This is a genomic window from Agromyces sp. NPDC057679 (genome assembly GCF_042799635.1).
Lineage (GTDB): Bacteria > Actinomycetota > Actinomycetes > Actinomycetales > Microbacteriaceae > Agromyces.
The window spans coordinates 162,487-180,722 of record NZ_JBHVIK010000001.1; the positions used below are offsets into that span (position 1 = coordinate 162,487).

Sequence of the window (18,236 nt, forward strand, 5' to 3'; positions counted from 1 at the left end):
GGCCGAACACGACCTCCGTCTTGCCGCCCTCGAACACGTAGCCCTTCGCCGGCTTCGCCGTCAGGGTGACCTTGCCGTCGGCGACCGACTCGGTCCACACGACGCCGGTGAGCTCCTCGTCGTAGCTCAGCACGTAGTTGTCGACACCGCACTCATCCGCGAAGGAGGCCTGGGTCGGCACCGGGATCAGGACATCGCACCGCGTCTGGTTGAGCGTCCACGGGCCGAACACGACCTCCGTCTTGCCGCCCTCGAACACGTAGCCCTTCGCCGGCTTCGCCGTCAGGGTGACCTTGCCGTCGGCGACCGACTCGGTCCAGACGACGCCGGTGAGCTCCTCGTCGTAGCTCAGCACGTAGTTGTCGACACCGCACTCATCCGCGAACGACGCGGTCGGGACCGGGATCTTCACGTCGCACGGAGCCTGGTTGAGCGTCCACGGGCCGAACACGACCTCCGTCTTGCCGCCCTCGAACACGTAGCCCTTCGCCGGCTTCGCCGTCAGGGTGACCTTGCCGCCCGCGACCGACTCGGTCCAGACGACGCCCTCGAGCTTCTTGTCGTAGCTCAGCACGTAGTTGTCGACACCGCACTCATCCGCGAACGAGGCCGTCGGGACGGCGATCTTCGTGGGCGGCTTGGTGCAGTCCCCGAATTCCAGCAGGCTCTGGTCGCCCTGCGCGGGCACCGAGATGAGCTGACCGTTCTTGCCGGGCTTCTTGTAGGTGAAGGCGGGGTAGATGTCACCGCGGTTCTGGTGGTCGATGTGCCCGGCGTTCAGGAACGCACTCACCGACGTGGTGAGCCGGACGTACGGGTTCGTGGCGCTGCCCGTCGCGTGGCAGAAGGTGATCTTCTTGACGGTGGTCTCGTTGCCGCAGTCGCCCTTCAGGCCTTCGATGCGACCGTCGGAACCCTTCTTGTTGTTCTTGTCCCAGCTCGTGAAGGCGTAGACCCAGGGGCCGTTGCCCACGGTGTCGCCGGGCAGGCTCTCGGTGCCGAGCACGAGGGTCGTGTTGCCCTTCGACGGGAGGGGGCCGCGGTCCATGCCGTCGGCGCTCGTCGGCGTGCCGTCGAACTTCGAGGTGCCGACCTTCCACATCGTGGTGCCGGCCTTGTCCTTGGGCACGTTCGAGAGCTTCAGCGTGTAGGTGACGTCGTACTCGCCGGTCTCGACGTTGCACACCGCGGAGGCCTTGAGGTCGCCCGTGTGGGCCGACGCGGGGGCCGCGATGCCGACGACGGCGAGACCGGCGCCCAACGCGAGCGCGGCGACCGCCGCCGCGAAGCGGCGGATCGGGCTCGAAATCGATGATCGGCTGCGCGGACGGGCATCGCCGTGGGCAGCGTGCGCCAGGCCGGCGCGGGGCTTGCTCATTCGGGTTCTCTCCAGAGATCGGCCCGGCACGGCGGCGGAACGGAGAACTCGAACGCGCGGCGAAGGCGCGCACGATGGCGGGACTTCGCCGGGGCGCTCGCCCCCGCCTCACGGGTGCGCAGGTGCGCACCTGCGTGGCCAGGTCGAGCGCACACAGCGGTGATCGTCACGGACGGGTGTCCGTGACGATCAACTTCGGGTTTCGGGTGTTGCGGGTGTTGCTTCGGGTTCCGCTACTGCCGGGGGCTTTGGCAATGTCCCCCATTATGTCCTCGAAATGGGGGACTTGTCAGCCCCTTTTCGCGACGAGGTACGAGATGTCCCCCGAAATGGGGGACAGAGTCTCTTTTTCGAGCCGCAGTGGAGCCCTCGAGCACGAGAGGAGCCCGGTGGACCGGGCCCCTCTCATGTGCTGCGTCAGGACTGCTTGCGACGCAGGCGGGCGACCACGAGGAACGCGATTCCTGCGAGGGCCACGACGCCCGCGACGATCGCGATCGTCGAGCCGGCGAAGCCGGTGTCCGCGAGCCCGTCACCGGCGCCGGCCGGCGCCGACGGCGATTCGCCGCCGCCACCGCCGGGCTCACCAGGCGTCTCGGGCGCGGGCGGCGCCGCGATGCAGTCGGGCGTGGCCGGCGGGTACGCCAGCTCGACCTGGAGCTCGGGGTTCACGACGAACGTGGCGCTCGTGAGGTCGCGGGTCCAGGCGAAGTTCTCCTCGGTCTCGACCCACGTGCCGTCGTCGAGTTGCTTCCAACCGGGCCACGCGATGGCGTTGCCCTCGTCATCGACCGCCGCACCGGGCCAGAGCACCTCGTCCTCGAGCACCCCCTCGTCGTTCAGCGTGCCGAGCTCGATCGTCTCGGTGTGCTCGCCGTCGCTCAGGACGAGCGAGACCTCGCGCGACACGACGGTGCCTGCGGGGTCGGTCAAGGCGACGTGGAAGAAGATCCACGGTGCGTTCGCGAGGCAGACGCCGGCGGCGATGCTGCCGTCGAGGGTCGGCTGGGCCAGTTCGGTGGGCTTCAGGCCGAAGGTGTACTCCACGCAGCCGAGCGTGATCTTGGTGATGACGCCGTCGCCGTGCACGCCCGAGCCGAGCGAGTAGCCGACCGCCTCGACGATCGCGTCGGGGAACGCCGCGACCCATTCCGCGGCCGTGCCGAACCACTCGGAGCCGTTGCCGCCGCCCGTGTTCGGCGCGCCGTCCTTGAGCGACTGCGTCGATCCGCCGCTCAGCCACCAGTTCTCGCCGTAGACGGCCTCACCGACGAGGGTGCCGTCGCCCTCGCCGTCGCCGTCGACGTCGATGACGAGCTGCAGGCCGGGCTCGGGGCCGGTGGTCGCCGTGTACTCGAGCGCATCGGCGATGGAGGTGACGCCGACGGCGCTCAGCGGGAAGTTGGTGTCGTAGTAGCCGGCGGCCTTGTCGGTCGAGCTCGCGCCCTCGGTCCAGACGCGGAGGCCGCTCGCGACGAGCTCGTTATGACCGGTCGATCGGGTCTGGCCGAGATCCCACTTCGAGAGATCGGTCGAGTGGTTCGCCGAGAACGTCTCGCACTGCGCGAGTTGCGGGGTCTCGCACTCCTCGTCCGTGAAGACGTGCGAGAACTCGACCGTCGACCCACCGCCGACGAAGGTCCTCTCGTTCTGCGCGGTCGCCGTGACCGTCTCCCGCCCCTCGGCGTTGCGACCGCTCGTGGTCCAGACGACGTCGGCGGTGTCGTCGGGCAGCACGTAGCCGTCGCCCTCCACCCCGCACTCGTCGACCCATGCGGGCTCGGCCGGGACCGGCAGACCCTCGGGGTCCTCGGGCTCGTTCGGCACATCGACGTAGCTCACGGAGTAGTGGCTCACCGAGTCCTTCGTCGGGTGGTCGATCACGACGGTCGCCTGGGGCGGCTCGACCGGGACGAAGTACTTCGTCGTGCCGGCCTTGACGCAGTAGCCGTCGATGAGCCGGCCCTCGGGAGCCGTCACCGTCACGGTGGCGGGGCTGCCGCTCGTGTCGATCTTGCCCGAGTCGAGCGGTTCGCAGATGAACGACGGCTGCGTCGCCTGCGCGGGCAGCGCACCGGCGCCGAGCGTCAGCGCGAGCGCGCCCACGACGGTCGCCGCGATGCGGAGTGCACGGGTGGTCCTCATCGGATGGGTCTCCTGGGGTCGGGTCGGCCGGTCGAGCACGAGACCGTGTGCTCGCGCGCACACGCGAACACCGACCTGCGGCCCCCGATCGAGCGATGCTCGAACCGGGCGCCGTCGGGCGTCGCCGACGGACGCGGGGCGGGTGGTCCGCGTCGATCGACTTCAGGCTGTTCGTGGTGCGGGTGATGCGTCGGGTGTCGCTACTGCCGGGGGCTGGCAATCAGCCAATTATGGAGAGCGATCAGGCCCCTCACCGGGCGATTCTGCCGAATGGGGTACAAAATGACCCTCGGAATGGGGAGTCCGACCGGGGTACAAACGCCGGGATTCAGCGCGGTGCCGAGGGATCCTCGAGGTCGACGATGGCATCGGCAACGCTCCGCGGGTCGCGCTCGGCGTAGGCGAGTCGATCGGCCGGGTCCACGGGCTCGCCGTCGATCGCGATGCGGTAGTCCCAGAGCTCGTCGAGGCGCTCGCGGAGCACGAAGCGCCCGTCCAGCACGAGGATCGCATCGGCCGGGCCGGTGATCCACTTGGGCTCGACCCATGCGTCGCGCGCAGGGTCGAACACACGGATGACGAACGCGGTGGACCCGCCGAGGCGGAACGGCTCGACCAGCACGCGTCGGAGGGCGGACTCGTCGAAGCCGTATCGGTAGTAGCGCTCGGCGGTGTCGTCGCCGAACACCGCCTGCGCCGAGCGGGAACGGTGGAAGTCCTCCATGCTCGCCCGGAACACCGTGCAGCCCGCCTCCCCGAGCACCGCCGCGAGATCGTCGGCGAACGCCGTCTTGCCGCTCCGCACGGGTCCGTCGACCGCGACGATCATGCGCCCGCGCCCGGAGTGGGCGATGACCTCGCCCGAGAGCTCGCGGAGGAACGTGACCCGAGGCGTCGTGACGAGGCGCATGCTGCGAGCATAACCCCGGGCCGTCCGCGGCGGCCTAGGCTGGTCGGATGCCTCGTCCGGCCGCTCACGACCTCGCCACCGCCGTCAACGCATGGTTCGCGGATGCCGCACGGCCGCTGCCCTGGCGCGCCGCCGAGGTGTCGCCGTGGGCGGTGCTCGTGAGCGAGTTCATGCTGCAGCAGACGCAGGTCGATCGGGTGATCCCGCGGTGGGAGGCCTGGATCCGCCGCTGGCCGACTCCGGCGAGCCTCGCTGCCGAACCGGCCGCCGAGGCGGTGCGCGCCTGGGACCGGCTGGGCTACCCGCGCCGTGCACTCTGGCTGCATCGCGCCGCCGTCGAAATCGTCGAACGTCACGGCGGCGAGGTGCCGCACGAGCTCGACGAACTGCTCGCCCTGCAGGGGGTCGGCCCGTACACCGCACGCGCCGTCGCGGCATTCGCGTTCGGCGCGCGCGTGCCCGTCGTCGACACCAACACCCGGCGGGTGATCGCCCGGGCGGTCGACGGCAACGCCGAGCCCGCTCCCCCGTCGACCGCGCGGGATCTCGCCGCGATGTCGGCGCTCCTGCCGGAGTCGCCGCACGAGGCGCGCGTCTTCAACGCCGGTGCGATGGAGCTCGGGGCGATCGTCTGCACCGCGCGCGCCCCGCGGTGCGCCGCGTGCCCGGTCAATGATCGGTGCGCCTGGCTCCTCGCGGGCTCGCCCGCCTACGACGGGCCGCGCAAGTCGAAGCAGGCGCGGTTCGAGGGCTCCGACCGGCAGGTGCGCGGACTCGTCATGCGCGAGCTCAGAGCCGCCCACCGCCCCGTGACCCGGGCCGAGATCGTGCGCGTCTGGGCCGACGCCGGTCAGCTCGAACGCGCGATCTCAGGACTCGTCGCCGACGGCCTCGCGGTCGAGACGCCGGAGGGAATGACGCTGCCCGAGGCCTGACGGCCCCGGGCAGCGGTGGATCGATCTGCTCGATCGATGCTGGTGCGGAGTGCTTCGCGAGACGGCTCGCGACTCAGCGGACCTCGACGTCGTCGAAGTCGTCCTCGTCGTCGTCGAGCTCGCGCGGCTTCACGTACGGGTCGGGATCGCCGGCGTACTCGGCGTTCGCCGCCAGCGCGACCGTCTCCGCGTCGCGCGTCCGGGCCTCGTGCAGCAGATCTGCGATGTGCTGCGCGTTCTCGGGCACCGCGTCCGCGATGAACTCGAGGCTCGGCGTGAGCCGGGCCGTGATGTTGCGGCCGACCTCGCTGCGAAGCATCCCGGTCGCGGCCTTGAGCGCGAGCGCCGAATCGCGACGCTCCTCGTCGGTGCCGTAGACCGTGTAGAAGATGCTCGCGTGCTGGAGGTCGCCCGTGACGCGCACATCGGTGATCGTCACGAAGCCGAGACGCGGGTCGCGAAGGCCCTTGTCGAGGCGCCGGGCGACGATCTCCTTGATGCGGTCGGCCATCTTCCTGGCGCGTGCCGGATCAGCCATGGGTAGTCAGTGCTCCTTCCGAGCGAAGCCCGGGGCGGCGAGCCGCCCCGGGCCGTTCGGTCACGCGCGAGGCTTCTCGCGCATCTCGATGGTCTCGATCTCGTCGCCGACCTGGATGTCGTTGAACTTGCCGAGGCCGATGCCGGCCTCGAAGTCCGTACGGACCTCGGTGACGTCGTCCTTGAAGCGACGCAGCGACTCGATCGCGAGGTTGTCGCCGACGACGACGCCCTCGCGGATGACGCGAGCCTTCGCGTTGCGCGTGATCGTGCCGGAGCGCACGATGACACCGGCGATGTTGCCGAACTTCGAGGAGCGGAACACCTCGCGGATCTCGGCGACGCCCGACTGGACCTCTTCGTACTCGGGCTTGAGCATGCCCTTCAGCGAGTCCTCGATCTCGTCGATCGCGTTGTAGATCACCGAGTAGAAGCGGATGTCGACGCCCTCGCGAGCGGCGCGCTCGCGCGCCTTCGTGTCGGGACGCACGTTGAAGCCCACGATGATCGCGTTGTCGATCGTCGCGAGGTTGACGTCGCTCTCGGTGATGGCGCCCACACCGCGGTGGAGGATGCGCAGCTGCACCGAGTCGTCGACCTCGATCTTCATGAGCGACTCTTCGAGCGCCTCGACGGCACCCGACACGTCGCCCTTGATGATGAGGTTGAGCGACTCGACCTTGCCCTCTTCGAGGGCACGCGTGAAGTCCTCGAGCGAGATGCGCTTGCGTGCCTTCGCGAGCTGCGCGTTGCGCTCGGCGGCCTCGCGCTTCTCGGCGATCTGGCGGGCGGTGCGGTCCTCGTCGGTGACGAGGAACGTGTCGCCGGCGCGCGGGACGCTCGAGAGGCCCTGCACCTGCACCGGACGCGACGGGGTCGCAGCGGTGACGGCGTCGCCGTTCTCGTCGGCCATGGCACGAACGCGGCCGTAGGCCGTGCCCGCGACGATCGCGTCGCCGACCTTCAGCGTGCCCGACTGGATGAGCACGGTCGCCACGGCGCCGCGTCCCTTGTCGAGCTTCGCCTCGATCGCGACACCGCGAGCCGCCTTGTTCGGGTTCGCACGCAGGTCGAGACCCGCGTCGGCCGTGAGGAGGACCGCGTCGAGCAGCTCCTGGATGCCGATGTTGTTGCGCGCCGACACGTCGACGAACATGACGTCGCCGCCGTACTCCTCGGCGACGAGGCCGAACTCGGTGAGCTGCTGGCGCACCTTCGCCGGGTTGGCGTCCTCCTTGTCGATCTTGTTGACCGCGACCACGATCGGCACGTTCGCCGACTGGGCGTGGTTCAGCGCCTCGATCGTCTGGGGCATGATGCCGTCGTCGGCCGCGACCACGAGGATCGCGATGTCGGTTACCTGCGCACCACGGGCACGCATGGCGGTGAACGCCTCGTGGCCCGGGGTGTCGATGAAGGTGATCGCGCGGTCGACGCCCTCGTGCTCGGTGTGCACCTGGTAGGCACCGATGTGCTGCGTGATGCCGCCGGCCTCACCGGCGACGACGTTCGCGTTGCGGATCGCGTCGAGGAGTCGGGTCTTACCGTGGTCGACGTGGCCCATGACGGTGACGACCGGGGGTCGCTGCGCGAGGTCCTCGTCGGTCTCGTCCTCGAGCTCCTGGTCGAGGTCGATGTCGAAGCCCTCGAGGAGCTCGCGGTCCTCGTCTTCGGGCGAGACGACCTGGATCTTGTAGCCGAGCTCTGCGCCGAGGACCTCGAAGGTCGCCTCGTCGAGCGACTCGGTCGCGGTCGCCATCTCACCGAGGTGGAACAGCACCGTGACGAGCGAACCGGGGTTCGCGTCGATCTTGTCGGCGAAGTCGGAGATCGAGGAGCCGCGACGCAGGCGGATGACGGTGTTGCCGTCGCCGCGGGGAACGCTCACGCCGCCGAGCGACGGGGCCTCCCGCATCTCGAACTCGGCCCGCTTCGTCCGCTTCGACTTGCGCGCCTTCGACTTGCCGCCACCGCGACCGAAGGCACCTGCCGTGCCGCCGCCGGGGCCGCGACCACGGCCGCCGCCGCCCGCGGGACGCGGGCCGCCGAAGCCGGTGCCCGGTGCGCCGCCGGGGCGCTGGAAGCCACCGCCGCCGCCGGGACGAGCGCCTGCACCGGCGCCGCCGGGACGCTGGAAGCCGCCGCCGGGACGACCGCCTGCGCCGGCCGGACGCGGGGCGCCGGGGCGCGGCGAACCGGGACGCGGAGCCTGCGGGCGCGGGATGTTGCCGGGGCTCGGGCGCTGGCCCATGCCCTGCGAGCTCGAGAACGGGTTGTTGCCCGGGCGCGGCTGGGCGGGGCGCGAGCCCATGCCCTGCGAGCTCGAGAACGGGTTGTTGCCGGGGCGCGGCGCGCCGGGCTTCGGAGCGCCGGGGCGCGGAGCCGCGCCGCCGGGCTTCGGGGCGGAGGCACCGGGCTTGACGGCGTCGCTCGAGGCGGCGGGCGCCTCGGCGGCCTTCTCGGCGGCGGCCTGGGCCGCCTTCTCCTCGGCCTGTGCCTGGCGCTCGGCGACCGTGAGCGGCGCGTCGGCCGGGGCCGCGGGCGCCGGAGCGGGGGTCGGAGCCGCCGGAGCGGGCTCGGCGACGGGCTTCGGAGCCGGCTTGGGGCCGGGCTTGGCAGCGGGCTTCGCCGGCGCGGCGGGGGTCGCCGCGGGCGCGGCCTGCGCGGCGGCGCCGGCGGCCTCGAGCGCCGCCTTCAGGCGACGTGCGACGGGGGGTTCGATGGACGACGAGGGTCCCTTGACGTACTCGCCCATCTCCTTGAGCTTCTCAAGGGCGATCTTGCTGTCGACACCGAGTTCGGATGCGATCTCGTGTACGCGTGGTTTGGCAGCCACTTCTCTCCTGTTCCGGGCCTGCGCCCGGACAGGGGCAGACCATCAATGGCGGACGGGACTCATTTCGAGCCGCTCATTAGTTGTCACTCATTGGTCATCACTTGTGGGTTCAGCCTGTTCTCTACGTTTCCGGTGTCCACCTCGCCGCGAATGCGGAGCGCTCGCCCGAAGGCGCGCTTCCGAACGGCGAGCCGGTAGCACTCGGGTGTCGGATGCAGCCACGCACCCCTGCCCGGAAGCACGGCCATGACATCGGCCACGACGTGGGAGTTCTGGGAGACGACCCTCAGAAGCGAGGATCGCGGGGCGCGCGAACGGCAACCGATGCACGTTCTGACAGGTTCCATCTTACACTCTGCGCTCATGCCCGCCGACGCGGCGGGCGGTCGGGCGCTGACGACCCTCGGTGGATCAGCCCTGTTCGAGGATCGAATCGGGCTGGATGTCGATCTTCGCCCCGGTCAGCTTGGCGGCCAGACGGGCGTTCTGGCCCTCCTTGCCGATCGCGAGCGAGAGCTGGTAGTCGGGAACGAGCGCACGGACCGCGCGCGTCGCCTCGTCGATGATGTAGGCGCTCGTCACCTTCGCGGGGCTCAACGCGCTCGCGACGAAGGTCGCGAGGTCGTCGGACCAGTCGACGATGTCGATCTTCTCGGCGCCGAGCTCGGCGGTGACCGCCCGCACGCGCTGGCCGAGCTCGCCGATGGCGGCGCCCTTGGCGTTCACGCCGGGCTGGTTCGCCCGAACTGCGATCTTCGTACGGTGGCCGGCCTCGCGAGCGAGCGAGACGATCTCGACCACGCCGTTCGCGATCTCGGGCACCTCGAGCGCGAAGAGCTTGCGCACGAGCGCGGGGTGCGTGCGCGAGACCGTGATCGACGGGCCCTTCGTGCCCTTCGAGACGCTCGTCACGTACACGCGGATGCGCTGGCCGTGCGGGTACTCCTCGCCCGGGACCTGCTCTTCGGGCGGCAGCATCGCCTCGACCGTGCCGAGGTCGACGTGCACCATGCGCGGGTTCGGTCCCTGCTGGATGATGCCGGCGACGATGTCGCCCTCGCGGCCTCGGAACTCGCCGAGCACCGCGTCGTCGGCGATGTCGCGGAGGCGCTGCATGATGACCTGCTTCGCCGCGAAGGCGGCGATGCGGCCGAAGTCGCTCGGGGTGTCCTCGGCTTCGCCGATGACCTCGCCCTCCTCGTCGAGCTCGGGCACGAAGATCGAGACGTGACCGGTCTTGCGATCGAGCTCGGCGCGCGCACCCGTGGGGTTCGCGTGGCCGTGCAGGGTCGGGTTCTGGTGCTTGAGGTAGGCCATCAGGATCGCCTGCTCGATGATCTGCACCAGTTCTTCGAACGGGATCTCTTTCTCGCGCTCCACCATGCGAAGCATGCTGAGGTCGATGTCCATCGCCGGCCTCCTCTATTCAGCTCTCATGCCGCCACCCCTCGGAGCGGACACTCTACGGTACCGGATGCCGGGGCCTCCGAGTACCCGTCGGGCGCGGGTTCAGCCGCCGACGGCCGGCACCGCCGGCGGCGTCGCATCGGCCGGCGCCGACGGCAGCGCGTTGAGCGCTCGGATGAGCCGGTGCAGCTCCCCCACCCGGTGCTGGTCGGGCTCGAGGATGACGCGCGGCAGCTCGAGCGCGTCGCGGGTCTCGCGCTCGGGCCGGAGGGGCTCGGTCCGCTCGATGCGGCCTGCGGCGAGGAGGTCGCCGAACCGGTCGTTCAGCTCGTCGATCTCGTCGTCGCCCGGCTGCGCGTTGAGCCGCAGCACGAGCCGGTTGCCCACCCAGCGCAACGAGTCGTAGTTGCGCCAGAAGCCGGTGATCTCTGCGGCGGCGGCCTCGACGGAGTCGGTGATGAGCACGCGATCCAGGTCGTTGCGGTTGATGAGCCCCGCAGGCACGAGCGAGTCGTCGACGAAGCGCTCGAGCCCCTCCCAGAAGCCGACACCCGGCGCATCGAGCAGCACGATCGGCATGGGTTCGGCCTTGCCCGTCTGCTGCAGCGTCAGGAGTTCGAACGTCTCGTCGAGCGTGCCGAAGCCGCCCGGCAGGCACACGAAGCCGCGCGACTCCTTCACGAGCATGAGCTTGCGGGTGAAGAAGTACTTCATCGCCACCCGGCTCGCCTCGGCGATCGCCTCGTTCGGCTCTTCCTCGAAGGGCAGCCGGATCGACACCCCGAGCGCGCGCCCGGGGCCCGCCCCCGTCGTCGCGGCCTCCATGATGCCGGGCCCGGCCCCGGTCACGACCATCCAGCCGTCGTCGGCGAGCGCGGCCGCCACGTCCTGGGCCTGCCGGTAGAGCGGGTCGCTCGGCGAGGTGCGGGCGGATCCGAACACGGTGACCTTCGGCACCCGCGCGTACGGCGCGAACAGCCGGAACGCGGCGCGCATCTCCTCGAGCGCCGAGGCGGTGATCTTCAGGTCGAGTCGCCGCGTGCCGTCGGCGCCGAGCCGGAGCCCCGTGAGCAGGATGCGTTCGATGAGCCCGCGGTTCTCGCGGATGCCGGCCTCGTCGAGCAGGGCGTCGACGCTCTCGAGGAGTTCTGCTGGGAGGGTCTCTTCGACTCGGCGAGCGGGCTGCATGGTCATGGCTCCAGCCTCGCATGCATCCGATCGACGTGGGCGAGCGGATGCCGCGCGGCTCGTGCCGCGCGGCATCCGTTCTCATCGCCGCGTCCCCACGCGGCGGAGTCGGTGCCGCGCCCCCACGCGGCATCCGACGGCTTCGCCGTGCACGACGGCGGAGTCGGGCGCACCTACCCGCGCCACACCTGCACGACCGAGGGCCGCGGGGCGGCGACCGCGCCGGGCGCGGTCGAGCCGTAGTCGGGGAACAACGACGTCGGGGCGGCGAACGCCCCCTCCTCGCCGGGGTGCTGCACGGCGACGAACACGACGCCCTCCTCGGCGCGGATCACGGGGCCGCAGGTCTCGGCGTCGCGGGGCACCGAGAGGAACTGCTGCACGTGCCCCCGCTCGGGGCCCTCGAGCGGCACCTTGAAGAGGCCGTCGTTCTTGCGGATCGTCGACGGCTGGCCGTCGGTCGAGATCCACAGGTTGCCCTCGGCGTCGAACGCGACGTTGTCGGGGCACGAGATCGGCGAGACCTTGTCCTTCGGGTAGCCCGCGAAGTAGGTCTGCGTGATCGAGGCGGGGTCGCCGCAGAGCAGCAGGATGCTCCACGCGAAGCGCTCGCCCGACTGGCCGCGCAGCTCGGTGAGCTCGATGACGTGCCCGTCGCGGTTCGTCGCGCGCGGGTTCGGCTCGTCGACCGGCGGCCGTCCCGCCGTGCCGCGCTGCGTGTTGTTCGTGCAGGCGACGTAGACGCGCCCGCTCGTCGGGTGCGGCTCGACGTCCTCGCAGCGGTCCATCTTCGTCGCGCCGACGAGGTCGGCTGCGAGGCGGGTGTTCACGAGCACCTCCTCGATGCTCATGCCGGGCACGACGCTCGCTCCCTTGCGGGTGAGCGCGACCCACTCCCCCGAACCGTCGAAGGCGCCGTCGCTCGGCAGCTTGCCCGTGCCGTCGATCTCGGCGGCGGGCGAGTTGCCCGAGAAGCGGGCGACGAACAGGTCGCCCTCGCTCAGCAGGCGACGGTTCTGCTTGCGCGCACCCGGGTTGTCCTTCGGGTTGAACTTGTGCTTCGAGACGAACTTGTAGAGGTAGTCGCCGCGCTCGTCGTCGCCCATGTAGGCGACGGCCCGGCCGTCCTCGGCGATGCGCACGTTCGCGCCCTCGTGCTTGAAGCGCCCCATCGCGGTGTGCTTGACCGGCGTCGACGTCGGGTCCTGCGGGTCGATCTCGACGATGTAGCCGAACCGGTTGCCCTCGTTCTCGTAGCCGGGCGCCGAGCCGTCGAAGCGGGGGTCCCAGGTCTCCCACCCGGTCGAGGTCGCGGCGTCGGCGAAGCCGTAGCGCTTGCGCGCCGCGGTGTCGGGCGCCGCGCGGAAGTAGCCGTTGAAGTTCTCCTCGCCGCTCAGCACCGTGCCCCACGGGGTCGTGCCGCCGGCGCAGTTGCCGAGCGTGCCGTTGACGACGGTGCCGCTCGGGTCGCCGGCCGTCTGCAGCAGCGCCGATCCTGCGGCCGGTCCGGTGAAGGCGAACTCGCTCTCGACCGTGATGCGACGGTTGCGTGCGCCGCCCGTGACGATGCGCCACGGTCCGCCGATGCGGTCGCGTGCGACCTCGACGACCGTCATGCCCTGCGCGACCTTGTAGATCTCGCTTCGGCGACGGAGCTCGGCCGGGTCGCTCGACGGCGGGAACATGATGCCGGGGTTCACGTACTCGTGGTTCGTGACGAGCACACCGGTGAGCCCGCCGCGGTCGGCGATCACGTCGAGGTAGTCGTTGTTGTACCCGAACTGGCGGGCCTGCGCCGCGGCGCTCTGGTGGTGCAGGTCGAAGGCCGGCGCGTCGGCGAAGATCGGGTCGCCCCAGCGCACGAGCGCCTGCCATCGGTACCCCGCCGGCACCGTGAACTCGTCGACGAGGTGCGAGACGGGGGCGATCGGCTCGAACGGCAGGCCGGATGCCGCGGCGGCACGCGCGCCCGCGGGGCCGAACGCGGCCGCCTGCGCGGGAGCGGGCTTCAGCGCGCCGCCCGCCGCGACGAGCGTGAACGCGCCGGCCGCGCCGAAGCCGAGGAGGGCCCGCCGGCTGAGGGCCGCCGAGGCGAGCGAGCGGAACTCGGGGTTGCCCGAGGTGTTGCACTCGGGCCCGAGGCAGGCGTCGGCGCACTTCAGGCGGCAGGTCACGGGCGAGCGCTTGCCGCGTGCGTGGTCGACGATCGGCAGCGATCGGCGGTTCGGTTCGGCCAGGGTCATCGGGGGCGTCCTCACTCTCGGCGGCGTACGCGTCGAGCGTCGTGCCGCCGGGAGAAGCGCGCGGGTCGCCTCGGTGAACGGGAGGTGTCGCGCGCGGGAACGATGGCCCGCGCGCGACCCCGGTCAGCCCTGGAGCGCCGCGACCACGCCGTCGAGCGGCACCTGCGTGCGCTCGCCGGTCGCGCGGTCCCAGACTTCGACGACGCCGTCGGCGACGCCGCGGCCCGCGATCACGATCTTCGGCACGCCGATGAGCTCGGCGTCACCGAACTTCACGCCGGGCGAGACCTTCGGGCGGTCGTCGTAGAGCACCTCGTAGCGGGCGGCCTCGAGCTCGGCGACGATCCGCTCGGCGGCGTCGAACACCGCCTCGTCCTTGCCGGTCGCGACGACGTGCACGTCGAACGGGGCGACCGACGCCGGCCAGATGAGGCCCTTGTCGTCGTTGTGCAGCTCGGCGATGATCGCGAGGATGCGGGTGATGCCGATGCCGTACGAGCCCATCGTGACGGTCGCGAGCTTGCCGTGCTCGTCGAGCACCTTGAGCCCGAGCGCTTCGGCGTACTTGCGGCCGAGCTGGAACACGTGCCCGATCTCCATGCCGCGGGCGAGCTCGACCGGTCCTGAGCCGTCGGGCGCGGGGTCGCCGGCACGCACGTCGGCGAGGTCGACGACGCCGTCGGCGGTGAAGTCGCGGCCCGCGACGAGCGAGAGCACATGCTTCTCGTGGATGTTGGCGCCGGTGACCCACGCGGTGCCGTCGACGACGCGGGGGTCGACGAGGAAGCGGATGCCGCTCGCCGACTGCTCCCCGAGCACCGGGCCCTCGGGCGACCAGGGCCCGATGTAGCCCTTGACGAGCGCGGGGTGCTTCGCGAAGTCGGACTCGGTGGCGGCCTCGACCTCGGCCGGGGCGAACGCCACCTCGGCGCGCTTCATCTCCACGTCGCGGTCGCCGGGCATGCCGACGACGACGAGCTCGCGCGTGCCGTCGAGGTGCGTGAGGGCGAGCACGACGTTCTTCAGCGTGTCGGCCGCGTGCCACGGGCGGTCGGTGCGGGCCTCGTGCTCGTTGACGTGGTCGACGAGGCTCAGGATCGTGGGCGTGTTCGGCGAGTCGAACACGATCGGCGCGGGCTGACCCTCGATGGGCAGGGCCTCGGGCACGAGGGTCTGGAACGCCTCGACGTTCGCGGCGTAGCCGCCGGCCGAGCGCACGAAGGTGTCCTCGCCGACGGGCGTCGGGTGCAGGAACTCCTCGCTCTTCGAGCCGCCCATGGCGCCGGCGTCGGCCTGGACGATGACGTACTCGAGCCCGAGGCGCGTGAAGATGCGCTCGTAGGCGTCGCGCTGCGCCTGGTACGAGGCATCCAGCCCTTCGTCGGAGATGTCGAAGGAGTACGCGTCCTTCATGGTGAACTCACGACCGCGCAGGAGGCCCGCGCGGGGGCGCGCCTCGTCGCGGTACTTGTCCTGGATCTGGTAGATCGAGAGCGGGAGGTCCTTGTACGACGAGTACAGGTCCTTCACGAGCAGCGTGAAGACCTCCTCGTGCGTCGGCGCGAGCAGGTAGTCGGCGCCCTTGCGGTCCTGGAGGCGGAAGAGCGCCTCGCCGTACTCGGTCCAGCGGTTCGTGACCTCGTAGGGCTCGCGCGGCAGCAGCGCCGGGAAGTGCACCTCGTGCGCTCCGGCGTTCTCCATCTCCTCGCGGACGATGCGCTCGATCTTCGCCTTCACCCGGAGGCCGAGCGGCAGCCACGCGAACACGCCCGGCGCCTGGCGGCGGATGTAGCCGGCGCGCACGAGCAGCTTGTGGCTCGCGACCTCGGCGTCGGCGGGGTCTTCGCGGAGCGTACGGAGGAAGTAGTTCGAGAGGCGTGTGGGCACCCGACGATTCTACTGAGCGCGGTGGATGCCTCCTGCCCTATCGTGCTGACATGGATCAGCGCCGGCCGTTCTCCGCCGAAGTGACGTCGAGCGATTGGCTGGAGGTCGCGACCGCGTGGGCGTCGTCGGCGCTCGCCCCGCTCGGCGCCCGCATCACCGCCGTCGCCCAGCCGCGAGTGCGCCCGTGGTCGACGCAGCTCGTGATCGACGCCGAGCAGGGCGGGGCCACGGCGCGGTTCTGGTTCAAGGCGAACTGCCGCGCCCAGAGATTCGAGCCGGGGCTCCAGGCCTTCCTCGCGAGCACCCTGCCCGACGCGGTCACCGGCCCGATCGCCGTCGACCGCGAGCGCGGCTGGATGCTCGCCGCCGACCACGGCGACACGCTCCGCGATGCGCGCGGCGACGCGGGCGCCACCGCCGAGGACTGGCTCGCCGTCGTCGGCGAATGGGCGCGGGTGCAGCGCGCGCTCGTCGACCGCGCCGAGGAGATCACGGCGCTCGGGGTGCCGGACTGCTCGCCCGGGACTGTGCCCGATCGCTTCGAGCTCATGCTCGCCCGGGTGCTCGGGCTTCCCCCGGGGCATCCCTCGGCCCCCGACGACGCGACGGCGTCGGCACTCCGCGGCGCGCGATCCCGGGTCGACGAGGCGGTCGCGACCCTCGCTGCGAGCGGCCTGCCCACGACGCTCCAGCACGGCGACCTGCACCCGGGCAACGTCTTCGCCACCACCGCGGGCGAGACGGGACGGCTGCGCGTGTTCGACTTCGGCGACGCCCAGTGGGCGCACCCCGTCGAGGCGATCCTCATCCCGATGGCGGTCATGGAGTACGCGGGGCTCGACGCGGCGCCGGTCGAGGCGGTGTTCCGCGAGGCGTGGTCCGAGTCCGGCGCACTCGACGACGACCGCTGGACCGGGCTCGTCGCCGCCGCCGAGATCACCCAGGCGGTGAATCGCTCGCTCACCTGGTGGGACTGCCTCGCCGAGGCGGACGAGTCGGAGACCGACGAGTGGGGCGAGGCCGTGCTGCGGCACCTCGTGCGGGTGCTCGGCCGCCGCGACGGCTGACGACGCCGTCGAGGCATCCATCGTGGTGCGCCTCGTAGGCTGGGCGCATGCCAGCCCGCCGCCCGCACCTCACGGAGTCCGTCGCGCAGAGCGAGCTGGCCGAGTCGCTCGCGGCGCTCCGCGCCTCGCTCGACCTGCCCGAGGAGTTCTCGCCCGAGGTGCTCGCCGCGGCCGAGGCCGCCTCGGCGGCGGCGCCCGGCACCGACCTCCGCGACCTCGCGTTCGCGACGATCGATCCCGCGGGCTCGACCGACCTCGACCAGGCGATGCACCTCGCCCGGCTGGGCGACGGCTACCTCGTGCACTACGCGATCGCGGACGTCCCGGCGTTCGTCGCCCCCGGCGGGGCCGTGGACCTCGCGGCGCGCGAGCGCGGGCAGACGCTCTACGCCGCCGACGGCCGCATCCCCCTGCACCCGGCCGTCATCGGCGACGACCGCGCATCGCTCCTGCCGGGCGCCGACCGAACGGCCTTCGTCTGGCGGTTCGAACTGGCCGGCGACGGCGCGATCACGGACGCACGCCTCGAGCGCGCACTCATCCGCTCGCACGCCCGGCTCGACTATCCCGGCGCCCAGGCGCTCATCGACGCCGGCGATGCCGACGCACCCGTCGCCCTGCTCGGCGAGATCGGCCGCGCCCGCATCGAGCAGGAGCGGCTGCGCGGCGGCGCGAGCCTCAACACCCCCGACGAGGAGATCGTGCGGCGTGACGGCGGCTACGACCTGCTTCGCCGCACGCCCCTGCCCGTCGAGGACTGGAACGCCCAGCTGTCGCTCATGACCGGCATGGCCGCGGCCTCGATCATGCTCGACGCGCGCGTCGGGGTGCTGCGCACCATGCCCGCCCCCGACGACGAGCAGCTCACCGCGTTCCGACGCCAGACCGAGGCGCTCGGATGTCCCTGGCCCGACGGCCTCTCGTACGGCGAGTACCTTCGCGGCCTCGACCGCACGGAGCCGCTCGCCCTCGCCGTGCTGCAGATCGCGGGCGGGCTGTTCCGCGGAGCCGGCTACGTCGCCTTCGACGGAACGCCGCCCGCCGAGACCGTGCAGGCCGCCCTCGCCGCGCCGTACGCGCACGTCACCGCCCCCATCCGCCGACTCGTCGACCGCTGGGGCCTCGTGATCTGCGAGGCGGTCGCCGCCGGACGCGAGGCGCCCGGCTGGGCGCGCGACTCCCTCGGCGAGCTCCCGCGCATCATGGGTGTCGCCGGGCAGCGCGCGTCCCAGCTCGACTCGGGGTCGATCTCCCGGGTGGAGGCGGCCCTCCTCCACGACCGGGTCGGCGAGCGCTTCACGGCGACGGTGCTCGAGCTGCGCGGCGAACGCGCGATGTTCCAGCTCGAGACGCCCGCCGTCACGGCGAGCTGCCCGGCGCCCGCCGGTGCGCGGGCCGGGGGCACGATCGAGGTCGCGCTCGAGGCGGCCGACATCGCGGCGGGCTCCGTGCGCTTCAGCGCGGTGTGAACGTCACGCGCGCTTCGCCTCCTGCCGGAGACGTCGTGCCGCCGCGAAGAGCTCAGACGCCCTCGACGTCCTCCTCGTCGTCGAGCGCGAACCGCTCGAGGTCGCCCTCGGCCGCCGTCGCGACCTCGTCCTCGTCGGTGCCCTCGTGCAGGGTCCCCATGCCGTCGGGATAGCCGGCCGTGTCGGGGTACTCGAACTCGCTGCCGTCGCCGCTCATCGCGGTCTCCTCTCGCG

Annotated in this window: 13 protein-coding genes and 1 pseudogene; 3 read left to right on the forward strand and 11 right to left on the reverse strand. The window is 71.6% G+C overall.

Annotated features, from left to right (window positions below):
* The 3 genes and pseudogenes from ACFVAJ_RS00785 to ACFVAJ_RS00795 form a co-directional block, all read right to left on the reverse strand.
* A pseudogene (locus tag ACFVAJ_RS00785) lies at positions 1–1,378 on the reverse strand (hypothetical protein); the annotation flags it as partial.
* Between the two features lie 417 nt (positions 1,379–1,795).
* Positions 1,796–3,523, reverse strand: a complete 1,728-nt coding sequence (locus ACFVAJ_RS00790; RefSeq protein WP_376940900.1) for a hypothetical protein — start codon at positions 3,521–3,523, stop codon at positions 1,796–1,798.
* Between the two features lie 328 nt (positions 3,524–3,851).
* Entirely contained in the window at positions 3,852–4,433 is a 582-nt protein-coding gene (locus tag ACFVAJ_RS00795) for a hypothetical protein (RefSeq protein WP_376940901.1), read from the reverse strand.
* Between the two features lie 47 nt (positions 4,434–4,480).
* On the opposite strand from ACFVAJ_RS00795, the gene ACFVAJ_RS00800 reads away from it, so the two are divergent.
* Entirely contained in the window at positions 4,481–5,368 is an 888-nt protein-coding gene (locus ACFVAJ_RS00800; RefSeq protein WP_376940902.1) for an A/G-specific adenine glycosylase, read from the forward strand.
* A gap of 73 nt (positions 5,369–5,441) precedes the next feature.
* On the opposite strand, the gene rbfA is transcribed toward ACFVAJ_RS00800, so the two are convergent.
* The 7 genes from rbfA to ACFVAJ_RS00835 all read right to left on the reverse strand — a co-directional run bounded on the left by rbfA (position 5,442) and on the right by ACFVAJ_RS00835 (position 15,466).
* Positions 5,442–5,906, reverse strand: a complete 465-nt coding sequence (gene rbfA / locus ACFVAJ_RS00805) for a 30S ribosome-binding factor RbfA (RefSeq protein ID WP_376940903.1) — start codon at positions 5,904–5,906, stop codon at positions 5,442–5,444.
* 60 nt (positions 5,907–5,966) lie between these two features.
* On the reverse strand, positions 5,967–8,741 hold the full coding sequence (infB, locus tag ACFVAJ_RS00810; RefSeq protein WP_376940904.1) for a translation initiation factor IF-2: 2,775 nt from the start codon (positions 8,739–8,741) through the stop codon (positions 5,967–5,969).
* A gap of 83 nt (positions 8,742–8,824) precedes the next feature.
* Positions 8,825–9,106: a YlxR family protein gene (locus ACFVAJ_RS00815; RefSeq protein ID WP_376940905.1), complete on the reverse strand. Its 282-nt coding sequence runs from the start codon at positions 9,104–9,106 to the stop codon at positions 8,825–8,827.
* A gap of 46 nt (positions 9,107–9,152) precedes the next feature.
* Positions 9,153–10,151 (reverse strand): transcription termination factor NusA, encoded by a 999-nt coding sequence (gene nusA / locus ACFVAJ_RS00820; RefSeq protein WP_376940906.1) that lies wholly within the window; start codon positions 10,149–10,151, stop codon positions 9,153–9,155.
* 99 nt (positions 10,152–10,250) lie between these two features.
* On the reverse strand, positions 10,251–11,342 hold the full coding sequence (locus ACFVAJ_RS00825; RefSeq protein WP_376940907.1) for a TIGR00730 family Rossman fold protein: 1,092 nt from the start codon (positions 11,340–11,342) through the stop codon (positions 10,251–10,253).
* A gap of 167 nt (positions 11,343–11,509) precedes the next feature.
* Positions 11,510–13,579, reverse strand: coding sequence for a PhoX family protein (locus tag ACFVAJ_RS00830; protein WP_376940908.1), 2,070 nt, complete (start codon positions 13,577–13,579; stop codon positions 11,510–11,512).
* A gap of 123 nt (positions 13,580–13,702) precedes the next feature.
* Positions 13,703–15,466, reverse strand: a complete 1,764-nt coding sequence (locus ACFVAJ_RS00835) for a proline--tRNA ligase (protein WP_376940909.1) — start codon at positions 15,464–15,466, stop codon at positions 13,703–13,705.
* 50 nt (positions 15,467–15,516) lie between these two features.
* On the opposite strand from ACFVAJ_RS00835, the gene ACFVAJ_RS00840 reads away from it, so the two are divergent.
* Positions 15,517–16,533 carry a phosphotransferase family protein gene (locus tag ACFVAJ_RS00840; RefSeq protein WP_376940910.1) on the forward strand — a complete coding sequence of 339 codons (1,017 nt, stop codon included), beginning with the start codon at positions 15,517–15,519 and terminating at the stop codon, positions 16,531–16,533.
* A 47-nt stretch (positions 16,534–16,580) separates the two neighbouring features.
* Positions 16,581–18,002 carry an RNB domain-containing ribonuclease gene (locus tag ACFVAJ_RS00845; protein ID WP_376940911.1) on the forward strand — a complete coding sequence of 474 codons (1,422 nt, stop codon included), beginning with the start codon at positions 16,581–16,583 and terminating at the stop codon, positions 18,000–18,002.
* A gap of 52 nt (positions 18,003–18,054) precedes the next feature.
* On the opposite strand, the gene ACFVAJ_RS00850 is transcribed toward ACFVAJ_RS00845, so the two are convergent.
* Positions 18,055–18,219, reverse strand: a complete 165-nt coding sequence (locus tag ACFVAJ_RS00850) for a hypothetical protein (protein ID WP_376940912.1) — start codon at positions 18,217–18,219, stop codon at positions 18,055–18,057.
* Between the last annotated feature and the right edge of the window lie 17 nt (positions 18,220–18,236).